This window comes from Catenulispora pinisilvae (assembly GCF_015356865.1).
GTDB lineage: Bacteria > Actinomycetota > Actinomycetes > Streptomycetales > Catenulisporaceae > Catenulispora > Catenulispora pinisilvae.
In genome coordinates this window covers 1-16,276 of sequence record NZ_JAAFZA010000233.1, presented here as the reverse complement: position 1 = coordinate 16,276, position 16,276 = coordinate 1, and the positions used below count along the sequence as shown (strand labels likewise).

The following is a 16,276-nucleotide window of genomic DNA, read 5'->3' as shown; positions in this document are numbered from 1 at the left end:
GCGGCCAGCGCAGCCGGTAGGCCAGCAGCGCGGCGCAGGCGTAGGCGCCGTAGCTGATGCCGACGTCGATGGTGCGCGCGTAGACCCGGTCCTGCTCCGGGGTGAGGACCACGGTCTCCTCGATCCACAGCGCGATCAACAGCGTGGCCCCGATGTGGCCGGCCAGGAAGGCCAGCACCGTGCGCCAGGTGCCGATCCAGCGCTCCAGCGGGGCGAGGTAGATGAACGCGGTCAGCGCTATGAACACCAGCTCGTTGACGTCCGTCCACATCGCCGAGCCGAACAGCACCGTCAGCGGCTCCTTCTTGAGGTTGGCCAGCGTGGTGGAGTGGGTCAGCAGGACCGCGTTGCGCAGCCGCGGGGACAACCCGAGCAGCATCCAGACGTGCACCACGACCACCAGCGACAGCACGGTGGTGAACGGCGCCATCTTGGCCCAGGCCTTGAGCCAGTTCCAGACCGCCCGCACGTGCTCGCTGGCCCAGCCGTTGGTGCGCAGGAGGTACACGACCAACAGCACCGCCGGAATGGCGGCGAGTTCTACCCAGCCGGTCCTCATCGCATCTCCCTAACAGTGCCCGCGCTAGCTGTATGCCCTGAGCAGCACTGTGCAGTCCCTCGCTGAGAAGGCGATGAAAAGCTCTGGAACGGGGTGAGACCGGCACCCGGACCTCTGAGGATCCAAGCACATCAAGGCCCGGACCCCTGAGGGTCCGGGCCGGTGGTTAGGCCGGCCGGGCCTTCGACCCGGCCGGTCGAACCCGCGAGCGGTCGAACCTGCGAGCGAGCCTCAGAACACGCGGCTCGGCTTGTACCGGCGGTACATGAACGCGCCGCCGCCCATCAGCGCCGCGCCGATCGGGGCCAGCAGCAGCGCGTCCGAACCGGTGTGCGCCAGCATGCCGGCCGGCGCGACCTCCGGCAGGGCGCTGCCGGTCTCCGGGGTGCCGGCCAGCGGCGGGAGGACGCCGCTGACCGGCGGCGGCGGGGAGGTCGGAGGCGGCGTGACCGGGGTGTTGTTGGCGCACGCGTCGCCCTTGGCGCCGTTGCCGACGCCGACCACGTTGACGCTGTCGCCGCAGAGGTTGACCGGAACCGAGATCGGCAGCTGGATGGTGTTGCCGGACAGCACGCCGGGCGAACCCTGCGAGCCGCCGACCGCGGTCGCGCCACCGGTGCCGCCGGTGCTCGCGCCGCCGGCGTTGTGGCAGTGGTCGCCCTTGGCGTCGTTGCCGACCCCGACCACGTTGACCGTGTCACCGCACAGGTTGACCGGGATGTTCACCGGGGCCTGGATGGTGTTGCCGGACAGGACCCCGGGCGAACCCTGCGAGCCGCCGACCGCGGTCGCCCCGCCGGTGCCGCCGGTGCTCGCGCCGCCGCCGTTGTGGCAGTGGTCGCCGGTGGCGCCGTTGCCGACCCCGACCACGTTGACGCTGTCGCCGCAGGCGTTGACCGGGATGCTGATCGGGGCCTGGATGGTGTTGCCGGACAGCACGCCGGGCGAACCCTGCGAGCCGCCGACCGCGGTCGCCCCGCCGGTGCCGCCCTGGTCGGCGCCGGCGGCGGTGGCGCCGCCGGAGTTCGAACAGTGGTCGCCGGCCGCGGGGTTGAGCAGGCCCACCACGTTCGCGGTGATGCCGCAGACGTTGATCGGGATGTTGATCGGGACCTGGATGGTGTTGCCCGAGAGGACCCCCGGCGAGCCGGAGGTGGTGGCGCCGTCGCCGGACCCGGCGCTCGTCGCGTCCGCGTGCGCGATCCCGGCGCCGCCGGCGGCGAGGAGCCCGCCGGTGGTGAGCCCGAAAACGATCCGCCGTTTCACTTGCGATTGCATGAAAGCCCCTGCCTTGTTCCGTCTGTCGTTACTTCAGACGAGCCGATAGACCTAATCAGCTAACGAGGCAGACTCCGGGAGGTTTTTCCGACTAAACCCTGAAACCTTCTTACGAGTGAAACCGGACCCTCCCGGGGCAACCCCCGCGCCAGGCCGGTCGTCCAGGCGCGGGATGTCCTGCCGAGCACATCAGGACCCGCAAAAAAGGCGCGGCCCCGAGAACCCGCCAGGGATTCTCGGGGCCGCCCCGGACGCGACCGCGCGGGCCGATCAGGCGTTGACGCAGGTGTTGCCGAACGCCTGGTCCAGGATGCCGATGACGCTCACGGAAATGCCGCAGGCGTTCACCGGGATGTGCACCGGGACCTGGATGTTGTTGCCCGACACGACACCGGGCGAGTCCTGGGCCGAGCCGTGCGCGGTGGCCTCGGCACTGGCCATCCCGGCCCCGGCCATCACCAGACCACCGGTGGCGGCAACGAGCGCGGCGATCTTCTTGGTCTTCAGCACTGGTACTTCCTCCTGTGTAGCGGCGGCACCGATCACGTGCCGCTCGTCCGGAGAAACGACCACCGCTGAGTGAGCGAAACGCCCACCGACCGGCGATCAGCCGATCTGGTGAAGGTATGACTTCCGACTTGTCGAATGTCCTGGCTAGTAGAACACCGACACAGCGGCGACACCCAGTTGCCGGGCCGCCGCCTCACGGAAGACCCGCACCACCCCGTCCACGACCTCCCACGCCCCGGCCACCGAACCGTTGGCCGCGTGGTCGAGCCAGAGGCCGACCCGCTCGATCAGTTCCTCGCGGCGGGTCTCGGCGAGGATCCGTTCGACCTCCGGCAGCGCGGCGGCGGTTTCGTCCGCGGTGAGCAGGAAGGTACCGAGACCGCCGGGCATCCGGACCGTGTCCGCCACCCCCAACGCCTGGTAGAAGGCCGCCGCCGGGGAGCCTTTGCGCGCGCTCGGGCAGCAGCGACCGGATTCCCCGGCTGCTTCGGCCGCGGCCAGGACCTCGGGTACCAGGTCGGCGGGCTCGGACTCCCAGAACAGGTCGGCGAAGTCGGATCCGGCTTCGGTCAGGTGCCACCGATCATGCTCGTCCCGTTCCAGGAAGGCGTCGTCGCCGAGACCTGCCCACCAGGCCATGGCCTGGCCGTCGGCGCGGGCCGTCGCCGCGAGCTCATCGGCGTAGCGCTCCCGCCAGGTGCGTACCGGCCCGTCGGCGACCGCCGTCACGGCCCACAGCCCGAAAACGCTCACAGCCCGAAGACGCTCACAGCCCGAGCACCGCCGGGTCGCTCGCCACCGCCGCCAGCCGCTCGGCCGGGTTCGGCACCAGCTTGCGCGCCACCAGGTCCAGGATGCCGCCGACGAGCACGATGTCCGCGCACACCGTGCCGTCCTTCTTCACAATCCGCTGGTTGAACTGGAAGATCTTGCCCTCGGCCCAGTCGAACTCGCAGCTGACGTCCACCTCGTCGCCGCCGCGCAGCTCGCGCAGGTACTTGATGTTCGCCTCCAGCACCACCGGGCCGATACCGCCGGCGATCAGATCGTTCTGCCCGATGCCCGCGGCGCGCAGCATTTCCCAGCGCGCGTGCTCGGTGTACTGGAGGTAGACGGCCTGGTTGAGGTGGCCCTGGGTGTCGAGTTCGTAGCCGCGGACGGTGACCGGGACCGAGAAGACCATGGTCGTCTCCTTGCTGTGCTGTGGCGCGCGTGTGGGGAGCATGCGAACTACAGCTCGTCGTGCGAAATGCAGCTCGGGGGCGACCGTAGCGGCCGCCCCCGACATATTACCTACGAGTAGCTATCGCGATCAGCGACACCCCGTCAGCACGTCCCGGGTCACGTACCCGTGGTCGGCGGCGATGTAGTGCCCGTAGCACCCGTCGCGGCCCAGCCCCAGATACAGCTCCGAGTCCGAGCCGTCGGCTGCGACCACGGTCCCGTTGACCCGTTGCAGACTCCCCTTCGCCTGGACCGAGTCGTCCACGCTGGACACCGGCTTCCAGGCGTCGCCGTGGTCGGCCTCGGCGCTGGTCAGCTGACGCGCCACGCTGACCTGGCCGTCGGCGGTGTACGAGTCCGAGTTCGCGCCGGGGACGTAGGTGCCGGTCATGTCGATCGGGTAGGACCAGGTGTCGTCGCGGACCTGCCGGTGTCCCGGGCCCGGACCGTCGCTGGTCGTGGTCTGGGTCCAGCCGGAGTCCCGCTGCTTCACGGTCTGCACCGTGCCGGCGCTGGCCAGGTGGTCGGAGTTCGAGTAGGCGCTGTGCCGCACCACGCTCGTGGTGATCCGGCCGTGCGAGGTGTCGACGTAGCCGGAGACGGTCCAGTCCCGGTTCACCGCGGCGGTGATCAGGTCGCTGCCGTCGGACTGCGCCGCCACGGTGTAGTCCACGGCGGGCGAGGGCGTGACGGTGTCCTCGGTGACCGCGCCGGAGGTCTGCGCGGAACCTGCGTCGACGTTCACGAACAGGCTGCCGTCCATCAGCCAGGTGTCGCTGATGTCCGCGGGCGGGACCAGCGTCACGGTGTGCGGCTTGCCGTCGGCCAGGACCCCGGCGAAGGGGGTCAGGTCCAGATCGTAGGGCTGGGTGCGGAAGGAGTCGATGCTCGGGATCGGCCGCCACATCAGAGGGCTGATGCCGCCGGTGTAGATGACGGGGAACGGCTGGGCGGTCCCGGCCGGTCTGCCGTCGACCAGCACCTGCACCTCGCGATACGTCCCGCCGGCGCAGAGTCCTTCGCTGGAGTGGGTCGCGGCGTAGGAGTCGGGGACGTTCGAGTACCAGAACTCCTCACAGCCGCCGCCGCGCGCATAGAGCTGCAAGTCCGCGCTCTCGGTATTGCGGGGCAGGGTCACGGTCGTGCTCGCGGTCTGGCCCTTGGTCAGGCCGAACCAGCCGGCCGCCGACGTGCTCTGCGAGATCGGCACGACGACATCACTGTGCGCGGCCTCGGGATTGTGCTTGTCGGCCTGGTAGTAGGTGACCGTCATGGTCATGTGGTACGTGCCGGTATACGTGCTGTCGACCACGTTGCCCAGATCCACCACCAACGGCTGCGGCGTCCGCAGGAGCGGGATGAACGCCGAGATGTCCTGGTCCACGTGCCAGCTGATACCCGCCGGATCCGGCTCGGGAGTACTGGTCCGGAACACCTCCGAACCACCGATCCAGACACCGGCCAGCCGGTCGTACTGCCGGCCCGCAATGCTGCCGGACCAGTCCAGGACCACCTTCGACCAGGGCCCGGGGCAGGCCGCGGGCGGCGCCAGGGTGCCGGTATAGGGCTGGCCGTAGCTGTTGGCGAAGTCGTGTTGCATGGCCGTGACCGTGCAGCTCGGGGTGTCCGGCCGCGCGATCGGCGGCAACGCCGTCACCGGGTTCTGATAGTTGATCTCCACGGTCGGCGCCACAGGCGCGGCGGCCGCGGCGCTCCCCGCGAGCGTGCCAGTGACGAACATGGCCGCGGCAGCGGCCAGAGCCAGGGGTCTCCACATGGCTGACACCCTGGCGCGGGCCTGGGCTCCACACAAGGGCTGGATCCTTTATTTGATCTCTTCTTTCCACACCCGAAAACCGCTCACCCCGAAAACCCCCATCCCACATCACCACCCCACGTACAAGCCCGCCCAGCCTCCAACGGAACCCGCACCGGTCCCCTGCCCAACCCCAACCGCACATCCACAACCTGATCCCGCTCCGAAGTCACCGACACCTCAGTCACCTCCCCATCGGCCCAGGCGACATCGACCCGCATCCCGCCCCGGGCCCGCAGCCCCGTCACCGAACCGCGCGCCGCCCAGGCCGCGGGCAGTGCGGGCAGGATGCGGAGCTCGCCGTGCTGGCTCTGCACCAGCATCTCGGCGATGCCGGCGGCGGCGCCGAAGTTGCCGTCGATCTGGAACGGCGGGTGGGTGTCGAACAGGTTCGGCAGGGTGCTGCCCTTCAGCTGCTCGGCCAGCAGGCGGTGGGCGTGGTCGCCGTCGTGCAGCCGGGCCCAGAAGTTGACCTTCCAGGCCTTCGACCAGCCGGTGCCGCCGTCGCCGCGGGCCCGCAGGATGGCGCGCGCCGCCGAGGCCAGGTCCTCATCCCGGAGGGCGTCGATGTCGGCGCCGGGGTGCAGCGCGAACATCTGCGAGACGTGGCGGTGCTGGTTCTCGGGGTCGTCGAGGTCTTCCTTCCACTCCTGGAGCTGTCCCCAGGAGCCGACCCGCAGTCCGGTGTCGAGTTCCGCATAGGCCGCGGCGAGCCGTTCCCGGAAGTCCGCGTCGGGCTCGACGATGCGCGCGGCAACGGACGTCGTCTCGAACAGTCCGCGCACGATCTGCTGCGCCATCGCCGTCCCGGCCGTGTATTCGCCCTGCTCCGGCGAGAAGCTGGGGTTCACGACCAGCGTCCCGTCACGCGGATCCCGCTGGAGGTTCGCCAGCCAGAACTGCGCGGCCTCCTTCATCACCGGATACGCGCGCTCCCGCAGGAACCCCTCGTCCAGGCTGAACGCGTAGTGCTCCCACAAGTGCTGACACAACCACGCGGCTGCCTCGGGGAACCAGAACGCGTCCGGCCAGTCGTGCACGCCGGTGAAACCGAAGGGCGTCGTCTCGTTGTGCACGACCCAGCCCTCGGTGCCGAACATGGCGCGCGCCGAGGTCCGGCCCGGCGCGCGCAAGGCCTCGATGTAGTCGAACAGCGGCTCGGCGCACTCCCCCAACGCGCACGGTTCGGCGAGCCAGTAGTTCATCTGCAGGTTGATGTTGACGTGGTAGTCGGCGGACCACGGCGGCGCCGCCGAGACGTTCCACACGCCTTGCAGGTTCGCGGGCAGGCTGCCCGGCCGCGACGAAGCGATGAGCAGGTAGCGGCCGTGGTCGAAGAACAGCTGCTCCAGCGCGCGGTCGGCGCCCGGAGTGGAGTCGTCGGTGCCGTACGCGGTCAGGAGGCGGTCGGTGGGGACGTCCGGCGGCGCCTGCCCGCCGAGGTCGAGCACGACGCGGTCGAACAGCGCGCTGTGGTCGGCGATGTGAGCGGCGCGGAGGTCTTCGTAGGTGGTGGCCGCGGCGCGGGAAACGGCGTCGGCGACCGGGCCCGCGGGGTCGATTCCGTTGCGGTAGGCGGGATACGTGTCGGCGTAGTCGGTCGCGGCGGCCAGCAGGATGACCACGCGATCGGCGCCCTCGATCGTGAGGCTGCCGTCGGCGCCCGTAGTCAGGCTGCCGCCTTCCGGCACCGCCTTGATACGCGCCGCGTGCCGGAGCCCGTTGTCGTCGAGAGCGCCCTCGATGACGATCGCGCCGTCGTCGGTGGTGATGCGGGTCCCCTCGACGCCCGGCTCGTACCGCAGAACGCAATCAACCCCGCCGGGCCGGTCGGTAGTGAGCAGACCCGCCAGAACCCCGGCCGGATGGCTGACGAAGTACTCTCGGCTGTGGCGCACACCGCGCGCCTCGAACGCGACACCGGCGAGAGCGTCAGAGATTTCGAGCGTGCGACGATAGTCCTGGGGAGCGTCCGCATCAGCCACATCGTCGGACCCTGAGAAACCAAGCCCTGAGAACTCGATGATCAGGTCCCCATAGTTCTGGAAGGCGCCGAACCCGGTCTTCGGCTGCCCCAGCAGTTCGGTGACCGTCGGCTTGGGCAGGAAGCCCTCGCCCTCGATCCGCCGCCGCACCTCCTCCAGTGCCCCGGGCCGGGCCTCGCGCCAGTCTCCGTGGTCGTAGCCGGGGTGCCCCGGTCCCCCGGTCCACAACGTCTTCTCGGTGAACTGGATCCGCTCGGCGGCCACCCCGCCGAACACCATCGCCCCGATCCGGCCGTTCCCGATCGGCAGCGCCTCGCGTTCCCAGTCGCGGGCCGGGGCGTCGTACCACAGCAGGTGTTCCATGGCCCGGGATCTTGCCCCCGGGACGGGGTCGCTCGCCATGCAGTTTCCTCAGGCGTATACCGGAGTTTCCAGGGCCGGCCCCTCGGGCTCGGGTTGGCGCAGGTAGCGGCGGCCGGCCAGCTGCACCAGCACGGCCGCGCCGATCCCGGCGACGGCGGTCGCGGCCGCGGGGGCCAGGCCGGCGTGGGAGATCACGAAGCCGCTGATCGCCGAGCCGGTGGCGGCGCCGACGTTGAACAGCGTGATCAGCCAGGCGAAGGCCTCGGTGGCGGTGCCGGCCGGGGCCAGCTCGCCGGTGAGCATGAACAGCACGGTCAGCGAGGGGGCGAAGCAGACTCCGGAGACCACCATGATCGCGACCATCAGCGGCGGGGCCGGGACCAGGAGCAGCAGGGCGTAGGCGGCGCCGAGGCCGATCCGCAGGATCAGCAGGTGGCCGGTCGGCGAGCCGCGCCATTTGCGCGCGCCGTAGACCAGCGCGCCGATCAGGGAGCCGAAGGCGTTGATCGCCATCAGCGTGCCGGCGCCGCCGGGGAAGTGGTGGTGCTCGGCGTAGTCGACCAGGACGACGTTCAGCGTGCCGATCGCGATGCCCAGCCCGATCAGCGAGGTCAGCAGCACGACCAGTCCGGGACTGCGCAGCGGCCCGAGCCAGTGCGTCTCGCGCGGCTCCGGACGCCAGCCGCGCACCGGTCTGGTGGTCGCGACCACCAGCACCCCGACCGCGCCGAGCGCCGCACCGAGCCACAGCGCCGCGACCGGCGAGGCCCACGCCACGCAGCCGGCCACCACCAGCGGCCCGGACACGAAGATCAGCTCCTGCGCGGCCGAGTCCAGCGAGTACGCCGAGGCCAGGCCCTCGGCCGGCACCAGCGAGGGCCACAGGATGCGGATGCACGGCTCCAACGGCGGCGCGGCCGCCCCGGCCAGCACCACGCCGAGCAGCACGGTCGGCCGGTCCCCCGGCGCCAGCGCGAGGATCGCGAAACCGATGCCGGAGACCGCGGCGGCCGGAACCAGCACCCTGACTTGCCCGACCCGGTCCACGAGCCGGCCCAGGACCGGGCCGCCGATCGCGGTGGACACCGCGAGCGTGCCGGCGGCCAGGCCGACGAAGCCGTAGTCCAGGCCGGAGCGGCGCAGGGCCAGCGGGATCATGAGGATGGACATGCCGCCGGGCAGGCGTCCGACCAGGGAGCCGGTGAGCAGCCGGGCGATGAAGGGTAGGCGTAGGAGAGCGAGGTAGCCCAAGGGAGGTCCTTGTGTCGAAACGGCCGAACGAAATCTCTAGCCGCGTTCGGGGCAGGGGTTGCCTACGCCAGGCATGCTCTCACATCGGCAGTAGGGGTCAATAGTCGGTTACGACTGTGACCCCCACTATCGCTCGTGATGGTTTCCCGGCTTGCGCTCTACACAGTTCTGCACAGTGCGGAGTACGTGATGTAGGTTTCCGGGCCATGCAGACCCCGGAGATCATCGAGGCCGCCCTGGCGCGGCTCACCGCCGAGTACATATTCCCCGACAAGGCGGCCCTGGCCGCCGGCGCCGTCACCGCGGCGCTGGCGGCGGGCGACTTCGACGCTCTGGACGGCCCGGCCCTGTGCGCGGGGGTCACCGAGATCTTCTTCGAGTACTGCGCCGACAAGCACCTGCGCCTGGCGTGGAGCGATGAGCCTCGGGACCTCGAAGAGCAGGGGGACGACGAGGCCATCTTCGCCGCGATGACGCGGGCCGCGAACTACGGTGTCCGGCGCGTCGAGCGGCTTGAGGGGAACGTCGGCTATCTGGATCTGACCTTGGTGGCCGACGCGTCGGCCGGTGCCCGGGTGATCGCCGCGGCCATGGAACTGATCGCGAACACCGAGGCGCTGATCATCGACCTGCGCGCGAACCGCGGCGGCGCGCCGAACGGCGTCCAGCTGTGGTGCAGCTACCTGTTCCCGGACGACGAGACCCATCTCAACGACTTCTACTCGCGGGTCGAGGACGCCACCCGCCAGTACTGGACCCTGGCCCACGTCGACGGTTCCCGCTACCTCGACCGCCCGGTCTACGTCCTCATCAGCGGGAAGACGTTCTCCGCCGGCGAGGAGTTCGCCTACAACCTGAAGACCCAGAAGCGGGCGACGCTGGTCGGCGAGACCACCCGCGGCGGCGCCCACGACAACGAGTTCTACCCGCTGACCGCGCACGTCACGGTCTCGATCCCCAACGCCCGCGCGATCAACCCGGTCACCGGGACCAACTGGGAGGGCGTGGGCGTGGAGCCGGACGTGGCGGTGAGTGCGGACGAGGCGTTCGATGTCGCGTACCGGGACGCCCGGGGCCGGATCGCCGGGGACTGAGTGGGCCTATTGTCAGTTCCCGGCCCGGGTCCACAGCGTGATGTCGCTACTGGTCGCGACGACCAGGCTGCGGCCGGAGGCCGAGAACCCGGCGGCCCGCAGTTCGGAATAGTCGGAGTGGAAGATGTGCCACCACGTCTCCCCCGCCGACCCCCGCCACGGGCCGCCGCCGGTGGAGAGCAGCACCCGGTCGTTCGGCCACTCCGGACTGACCACGTCGAGGACCCAGCGGTCGGCGACGGTGTGCAGGCCGCCGCCGAACAGCCCGGCGATCGGCACCCGGACGCCGGCCCGGGCCAGCGGCCCCGGTCCCGGGCACGCGAGGTCGGGGCCGTCCGGCAGCTCCAGGTCCGGATCCCGGTCGCGGGCGATCTTCGTGCCGGTCGCGGTGTCGAACAGGCCGTAGCCGTCGTGGGAGACGACCATGAGCAGGTCTTCGCCGGAGTCCGGATCGGGCGCGAACCCGACGCCGAGCAACCCGCCGACGGCGATCGTGCCCGCGGCGGCCGGGCGCCAGGGCTCGGGCGCGGGCATCACCGGCGCGGCCAGGAACCGGTCGCACAGCTGCCGCTGATAGTCGGAGAGCATCAGGCCTCGCCTTTCCGTCGCCTTTCTGACAGAAAGGAGCCATGCCGGAGCTGAGCGCGGATCAGGTTACCGCCTATCTCGACCGAATAGGCGTGCGCGACGCCTTGAAGGACGTCTTGAAAGACGCCTCGAAGGACGCCTTGAAGCCGGACGTCGACTTGAAGCCGGACGTCGACACGCTGCGGCTGCTGCACCGCGCGCACGTGCTGACCGTCCCCTTCGAGAACCTGAGCGTCCACCTGCCCGGCGAGGAGATCTCGCTGGAGCTGCCCGCGCTGGTCGACAAGATCGTGACCCGGCGGCGCGGCGGGTTCTGCTACGAGCTCAACGGCCTGTTCGCGGCGTTGCTGGAGGCGATCGGCTTCGGCGTGGACCGGATGGCCGCACGCACCTACTCCGCGGAGCGCGGCGCCTTCACCAACAGCCCACTGGACCACCTCGCGCTGCGGGTCACCGACGCGGCGGGCGGGGTGTGGCTGGCCGACGTCGGGTTCGGCAGGCACAGCGAGCTGCCGTTGCGCTACACCGAGCGCGGTGCGCAGCACGATCCGTTCGGGACGTTCCAGCTCGTCGAGACCGCCGACGGCCTGCTCGACGTGCAGCTCAACGACTCGCCGCAGTACCGGGTCGACCCGCGGGCGATGGCGCTGGCGGACTTCGAGATGGGGCGGTGGTGGCAGGTGACGTCGCCGGCATCGATCTTCCGCCGGAACCTGATGTGCTCGCTGCCGACACCGGACGGCCGAGTGACGCTGAACGGCCGGCGGCTGATCACGGCCGACGCCGATGGCCGGCACGAGAAGGTGCTCAAGGGGGACGCGGCGGTGTTGGCTGCTTATCGGGAGCTGTTCGGGATCGAGTTGGCGACGGTTCCGACGATCGCCTGAACCGCGGTCAGGAGCTTTCGGGGCCCGGGGCTTACGGAGTTCGGAGCTTACGGAGTTCGGAGCTTCCGGGGTTCGGAGCTTCCGGGGTTCGGAGCTTCCGGGGTTCGGAGCTTCCGGGGTTCGGAGCTTCCGCGTATCGGTCTCGTCGGTTTTCGGTGTGGCACCTCACCGGAAATCCCGAGCCTTCCGCGTCACCCCCACCCGCAGCGCCTCGATCCGCCCGGCCACCACGTTCACCGCCCCGTCGGTCCGTTCCAGCGTCCCGTGGATCAGCAGCGCTCCGTGCTCCAGCGCCACCCGCCGCTGCGCCTCCCAGACCGGGGCCGGGCAGATGACGTTGATCAGCCCGGTCTCGTCCTCCAGGCCGAGGAAGCAGGTCCCGTGCGCGGTCGGCGGCCGCTGCCGGTGCGTGACCAGCCCCGCGATCCGGACCAGGCTGCGGTTGCGGGCGGTCCGCAGGTCGGCGGCGGGGACCACGCCGCGCAGCGCGAGGCGGGCCCGCAGGTGGCCGATCGGATGGTCCTCCGGCGAGGTGCCGGTGGCCCACAGGTCGGCCAGCGTGACCTCCACCGGGGTGAGCGGGTCCAGTTCCGGGACCGTCGTGCCCGGGGCGGTGCCCGGCAGGTGCCCGGCGGTGGTGCCGGCCAGCGCCCCGGCCGTCCACAGCGCCTCCCGGCGGTCCAGCCCGAAGCACCCGAAGGCCCCGGCGGTGGCCAGCGCCTCCAGCGTCGAGCGGGACAGCCCGGTGCGCACGATGAAGTCCTCGATGTCCGCGAACGGCCCGCCGGCCCGCCGTTCGGCGACCACCTTCTGCGCCACCTCGTCCCCCAGATCGCGCACGCTGCTCAGGCCCTGCCGGATGGCCGGCTGGTCGAGCGGCGAGGCGTGCCGGTGCCGCGGCCGGTAGGGCTTGTCAGGGCTCTGTAACACGGCCTTCGCCCCGGAGGCGTTCACATCGACCCGTTTCACCTGGACCCCGTGCCGCCGCACGTCCGTGACCAGCGATCCGGGGCTGTAGAAGCCCATCGGCTGGTTGTTCAGCAGCGCGGCGGTGAACGCGGCCGGGTAGTAGCGCTTCAGGTAGCAGCTGCACCACACGATGTAGGCCATCGACACCGAGTGCGACTCGGGGAATCCGTACCCTGAGAAGGCGTGCAGTTTGGTGTAGATGTCCTCGGCCACCTCCGGCGTGATCCCGTGCTCGGCCATCCCGGCCATCAGCCGCTCCTTCAGCTCGGCCATCCGCTCCGGCGAACGCTTGGAGCCCATGGCCTGGCGCAGCCGGTCGGCCTCGCTGGCGCTGAACCCGGCCGCCGCGATCGCCATCTGCATCGCCTGCTCCTGGAACAGCACGACGCCCATCGTGCGCCGCAACACCGGTTCCAGCGTGGGGTGCGGGTAGGTGACCTCCTCGTCGCCGTTGCGGCGCCGCAGATACGGGTGCACCGCGCCGCCCTGGATCGGGCCGGGGCGGATCAGCGCCACCTCGACCACCAGGTCGTAGAAGGTCCGGGGCTTGAGCCGGGGCAGCGTCGACATCTGGGCCCGGGACTCGATCTGGAACACCCCGACCGTGTCGGCGTCCTGGATCATCGCGTAGACGGCCTCGGCCTCGGGGTCCCCGTCCTGCGGCAGATCGTGCAGGCCCAGGCGGGTGTCGTGGTGCTCGGCGATCAGGTCCAGCGCGTCGTGGATCGCGCCGAGCATGCCCAGGCCCAGCAGGTCGAACTTGACCAGCCCGGCGGCGGCGCAGTCGTCCTTGTCCCACTGCAGGACGGTGCGGCCCTCCCGGCGGGCCCACTCGATCGGGACCACCTGGGCCAGCGGCCGGTCCACGATCACCATGCCGCCGTTGTGGATGCCCAGGTGCCGGGGGCGGCGCTGCAACTGCCCGGCCAGTTCCAGCACCTGTTCGGGGACGTCCTGCGAGCCGTCCGGGATACCCTCGTGCGGCCCGATACTGCCGGCCCAGGCGTCCACGGTGCCCGGGGAGTAGCCCAGGACGCGCGCCGAGTCGCGCAGCGCCAGCCGGGCCCGGTAGGTGATCACGTTGCAGACCATGGCGGCGCGGTCGCGGCCGTACTTGGCGTAAACATGCTGGATCACGTCCTCGCGGCGCCCGGCCTCGATGTCGACGTCGATGTCCGGCGGGCCGTCGCGGACCGGGGACAGGAAGCGCTCGAAGACCAGGCCGTGCCGGACCGAGTCGACGCTGGTGATGCCCAGGGCGAAGCAGACCGCGCTGTTCGCGGCCGAGCCGCGGCCCTGGGCCAGGATGCCGTGGGTGCGGCAGAACTCTGCGATGTCGTAGACGATGAGGAAGTAGCCGGGGAACTTCAGGTGTTCGATGACGTCGAGTTCGTAGGCGATCTGCTGGTAGGCCTTGGGATTCTGGCTCTCCGGGCCATAGCGCTCGGCCGCTCCTATATATGTCAGGTGTCTGAGCCAGCTGGCCTCGGTGTGGCCGTCGGGCACCGGGTAGTCCGGCAAGGTGGGCTTGACGGTGTCGAAGTCGAAGGCGTGCTCGGCGGCCAGATCGGCGCTGCGGGTCACAGCGTTGCCGAACTCGTGCACGGGGAAGCGGGCCAGCATCTCGGCACCGCTCCTCAGGTAAGCGGTGGGTGCGCCGGGGAGCCAGCCGTCCATCTCGGCCAGGGTGCGACGGGCCCGGAGCGCGGCCATGGCGGTGTGGAGGCGGTAGTCGGCGGGGCGGGCGTAGTGGACGTTGCCGGTGGCCACGGTCGGCAGCGCGTGCCGGGCGGCCAGCCGGGCCAGCAGGCGGTTGCGGGCGTCGTCCAGGGGCTGGTCGTGGTCGGTCAGTTCGACCACGACGCGGCGCGGGCCGAACAGGTCCATCAGCTTCCTGAGTTCGACGTCGGCGGCTTCGAAGCCGGCTTCGGTGAGGCCGTGGCGTTCCAGGGCTTGGCGGACCGTGCCTTTGCGGCAGCCGGTGAGGATGGTCCATCTGCCGGTTCCATCGTCGCTGCCGGTTTCATCATCGCCGCCGGCGCCGCTGCCGGCAGCATCGAGCTCGGTCGCCGTCTTCGCCAGATCTTCGAGGTCGTAGACCGGCTTGCCCTTCTCCTTCCCGGCCAGCTGCGCCTTGCCGATGGCCGCCGACAGCCGCCGGTAGCCCTCGGCGCCGCGGGCCAGCACCAGCAGGTGGCTGCCGGCCGGGTCGGTGACGCCGGTGCGCGCCGCGGTCAGCTCCAGCGACAGCTCGGCGCCGAAGACCGTGGCCAGCTCGGCGTCCTCGGCGGCCTGCTTGTACTGCATGGCCCCGGCGAAGCCGTCATGGTCGGTGACGGCCAGGCCGTGCAGGCCCAGGCGCGCGGCCTCGGCGACCAGTTCGGCGGGGCTGGAGGCGCCGTCGAGGAAGGAGAAGTGGGAGTGCGCGTGGAGTTCGGCGTAGGGCGGGTCGAGTTTGGCGGTGCGCGGCGGTGTGGGCGCCGACGCCGGTTCGGGGGCGGGGGCGGCCTGCTCGGCCTCGCCGTAGCGGCCCCAGGTCAGGCGCCGCTCCAGTTCGCGCCAGGGGATGACCGGGTTGAAGGTACCCATCAGTTGACGATTCCCATCAGTCGTACACCGCCTCGACGAACCAGCGGCCGTCCCGCACGATCAGCAGCCAGGCCCGGCCGTCGTCGGTGACGGCTTGGAAGCGGGCCCGGCGTACCGCCGCCTCCGGTTCCCACCAGCGCTCGGTCAGGGGCCAGGGACCGGCCCACGTCAGGATCCCGAGACGCTCGCCGGTCTCGGACAGGGTCAGCTCCGCGGGTCGCGCGCGGACCCGCAGCCGGCCGGAGACCCCGACCGGCGCGCCGGCGTGGTCGGTGACCTCGGCCGGGCGCGGCTCGCGGGGGACGTCGGCCGGCGCCGGCGCCGGGAGGGCGGCGGGCCAGGGCGCGGGTTCGGGGACCGCCGGCGGCAGGTCGCCGTAGGGGGTGCGGACGCCCTGGTCCGCCGGGCCGCGGCCGCCGGCGTCGGCGATGAGGGTGACGGCGTTCGGGCCGTACATCGCCTGCAGGCGCTCGGCGACGCGGGCGATGCGGTCCGGGGCCTCGTCCGCGCCCCACAGGCCGGGCTGGACGCCGCGGGCCGGGACGAGGTGGTCGGGGATCAGGCGCAGGCGGGTGACGCCTTGGTCGGTGTGGTGGGTTTCTTTGGTGTCAGGGTCCTGCTGACCTTGCAGCTTCGCCTGCCATCCCGACAGCTGCCAGCGCACCCGCTCGGCGACCGCCGTGCTCGACAGCAGCCCCTCGTGCCGCCACAGCCGGTGGGACACCGCGGGCTCGGCGCCGGGACCGGCCGCGCCGTGGATCTCCACCGCCACCCGCACGCACGCCACGCCGGCCTGGGCGAGCACCTCGTGCAGCTCGTCGGCCAACGCCTTGGCGGCGAACACGATCGGCTCGGAGGCGTCGACCGCCGGGGCGAACTCCGCCGCCACGGACAAGTCAGGCCCCTGACGCAGCGGCGCGGGCGGCTGCGCGTCCAGACCCCGGGCCAGCCGGTGCGCCGCCACCCCGGCCGCGCCGAAGCGCCCGGCCACCGCGTCCGCCGGCAGCTCGGCCAGCCGGCCCAGGGTCCGCACGCCGAGCCGGGCCAGCGGCTCCACCAGCTCCGGCAGGTCCAGCACCGAGGTCGGGAACGCCGCCAGGAACTCCGCGGTCCGCCCCGGCACCACCCGCGTGTCGGTACGTGCCGCCAACGCGGCCGCGAAC

At 71.3% G+C, this 16,276-nt stretch carries 13 protein-coding genes; 2 read left to right on the top strand and 11 right to left on the bottom strand.

Features of this window, described 5'->3' with window-relative positions:
- The 8 genes from IZR01_RS39855 to IZR01_RS39820 form a co-directional block, all read right to left on the bottom strand.
- Positions 1 to 559: rhomboid-like protein (locus IZR01_RS39855; RefSeq protein WP_194926867.1), on the bottom strand; the 559-nt coding region annotated here is incomplete at its 3' end.
- Between the two features lie 231 nt (positions 560 to 790).
- Positions 791 to 1,837, bottom strand: coding sequence for a chaplin (locus tag IZR01_RS53770; RefSeq protein WP_194926866.1), 1,047 nt, complete (start codon positions 1,835 to 1,837; stop codon positions 791 to 793).
- Positions 1,838 to 2,107: 270 nt separating this feature from the next.
- Entirely contained in the window at positions 2,108 to 2,293 is a 186-nt protein-coding gene (locus IZR01_RS39845; protein ID WP_194926869.1) for a chaplin, read from the bottom strand.
- Positions 2,294 to 2,491: 198 nt separating this feature from the next.
- Complete coding sequence (locus tag IZR01_RS39840) at positions 2,492 to 3,100, bottom strand: hypothetical protein (protein WP_194899943.1); 609 nt, start codon at positions 3,098 to 3,100, stop codon at positions 2,492 to 2,494.
- 13 nt (positions 3,101 to 3,113) lie between these two features.
- The gene (locus IZR01_RS39835; RefSeq protein WP_194926868.1) at positions 3,114 to 3,530 is read right to left on the bottom strand and encodes an acyl-CoA thioesterase; all 417 of its coding nucleotides are present in this window, start codon (positions 3,528 to 3,530) and stop codon (positions 3,114 to 3,116) included.
- A gap of 129 nt (positions 3,531 to 3,659) precedes the next feature.
- Positions 3,660 to 5,348: a peptide-N4-asparagine amidase gene (locus tag IZR01_RS39830; protein ID WP_194926865.1), complete on the bottom strand. Its 1,689-nt coding sequence runs from the start codon at positions 5,346 to 5,348 to the stop codon at positions 3,660 to 3,662.
- A gap of 83 nt (positions 5,349 to 5,431) precedes the next feature.
- The gene (locus tag IZR01_RS39825) at positions 5,432 to 7,735 is read right to left on the bottom strand and encodes a glycoside hydrolase family 95 protein (RefSeq protein WP_194926864.1); all 2,304 of its coding nucleotides are present in this window, start codon (positions 7,733 to 7,735) and stop codon (positions 5,432 to 5,434) included.
- Positions 7,736 to 7,783: 48 nt separating this feature from the next.
- Positions 7,784 to 8,986 carry an MFS transporter gene (locus IZR01_RS39820; protein WP_194898847.1) on the bottom strand — a complete coding sequence of 401 codons (1,203 nt, stop codon included), beginning with the start codon at positions 8,984 to 8,986 and terminating at the stop codon, positions 7,784 to 7,786.
- Between the two features lie 206 nt (positions 8,987 to 9,192).
- Between IZR01_RS39820 and IZR01_RS39815 the strand changes: the two genes are divergently transcribed.
- Positions 9,193 to 10,080 carry a S41 family peptidase gene (locus tag IZR01_RS39815; protein WP_194898848.1) on the top strand — a complete coding sequence of 296 codons (888 nt, stop codon included), beginning with the start codon at positions 9,193 to 9,195 and terminating at the stop codon, positions 10,078 to 10,080.
- 12 nt (positions 10,081 to 10,092) lie between these two features.
- Here IZR01_RS39815 and IZR01_RS39810 read toward each other — a convergent pair whose 3' ends face one another.
- A complete protein-coding gene (locus IZR01_RS39810) occupies positions 10,093 to 10,668 on the bottom strand; it encodes a hypothetical protein (protein ID WP_194898849.1) in 576 nt (191 codons plus the stop codon).
- 41 nt (positions 10,669 to 10,709) lie between these two features.
- On the opposite strand from IZR01_RS39810, the gene IZR01_RS39805 reads away from it, so the two are divergent.
- Complete coding sequence (locus tag IZR01_RS39805) at positions 10,710 to 11,555, top strand: arylamine N-acetyltransferase family protein (protein WP_194926863.1); 846 nt, start codon at positions 10,710 to 10,712, stop codon at positions 11,553 to 11,555.
- 165 nt (positions 11,556 to 11,720) lie between these two features.
- Here IZR01_RS39805 and IZR01_RS39800 read toward each other — a convergent pair whose 3' ends face one another.
- Positions 11,721 to 15,113 carry an error-prone DNA polymerase gene (locus IZR01_RS39800; protein WP_194926862.1) on the bottom strand — a complete coding sequence of 1,131 codons (3,393 nt, stop codon included), beginning with the start codon at positions 15,111 to 15,113 and terminating at the stop codon, positions 11,721 to 11,723.
- A 16-nt stretch (positions 15,114 to 15,129) separates the two neighbouring features.
- The coding region (locus IZR01_RS39795; RefSeq protein ID WP_194926861.1) for a DNA polymerase Y subunit UmuC family protein at positions 15,130 to 16,276 on the bottom strand (1,147 nt) is incomplete at its 5' end.

What these genes read in the sequence shown, in the direction of transcription:
- IZR01_RS39830 (WP_194926865.1), bottom strand. Translation starts at nt 5,348, where the DNA reads ATGTGGAGACCCCTGGCTCTGGCCGCTGCCGCGGCCATGTTCGTCACT.
- IZR01_RS53770 (WP_194926866.1), bottom strand. Translation starts at nt 1,837, where the DNA reads ATGCAATCGCAAGTGAAACGGCGGATCGTTTTCGGGCTCACCACCGGC.
- IZR01_RS39825 (WP_194926864.1), bottom strand. Translation starts at nt 7,735, where the DNA reads ATGGAACACCTGCTGTGGTACGACGCCCCGGCCCGCGACTGGGAACGC.
- IZR01_RS39845 (WP_194926869.1), bottom strand. Translation starts at nt 2,293, where the DNA reads ATGGCCGGGGCCGGGATGGCCAGTGCCGAGGCCACCGCGCACGGCTCG.
- IZR01_RS39805 (WP_194926863.1), top strand. Translation starts at nt 10,710, where the DNA reads ATGCCGGAGCTGAGCGCGGATCAGGTTACCGCCTATCTCGACCGAATA.
- IZR01_RS39815 (WP_194898848.1), top strand. Translation starts at nt 9,193, where the DNA reads ATGCAGACCCCGGAGATCATCGAGGCCGCCCTGGCGCGGCTCACCGCC.
- IZR01_RS39810 (WP_194898849.1), bottom strand. Translation starts at nt 10,668, where the DNA reads ATGCTCTCCGACTATCAGCGGCAGCTGTGCGACCGGTTCCTGGCCGCG.
- IZR01_RS39800 (WP_194926862.1), bottom strand. Translation starts at nt 15,113, where the DNA reads ATGGGTACCTTCAACCCGGTCATCCCCTGGCGCGAACTGGAGCGGCGC.
- IZR01_RS39835 (WP_194926868.1), bottom strand. Translation starts at nt 3,530, where the DNA reads ATGGTCTTCTCGGTCCCGGTCACCGTCCGCGGCTACGAACTCGACACC.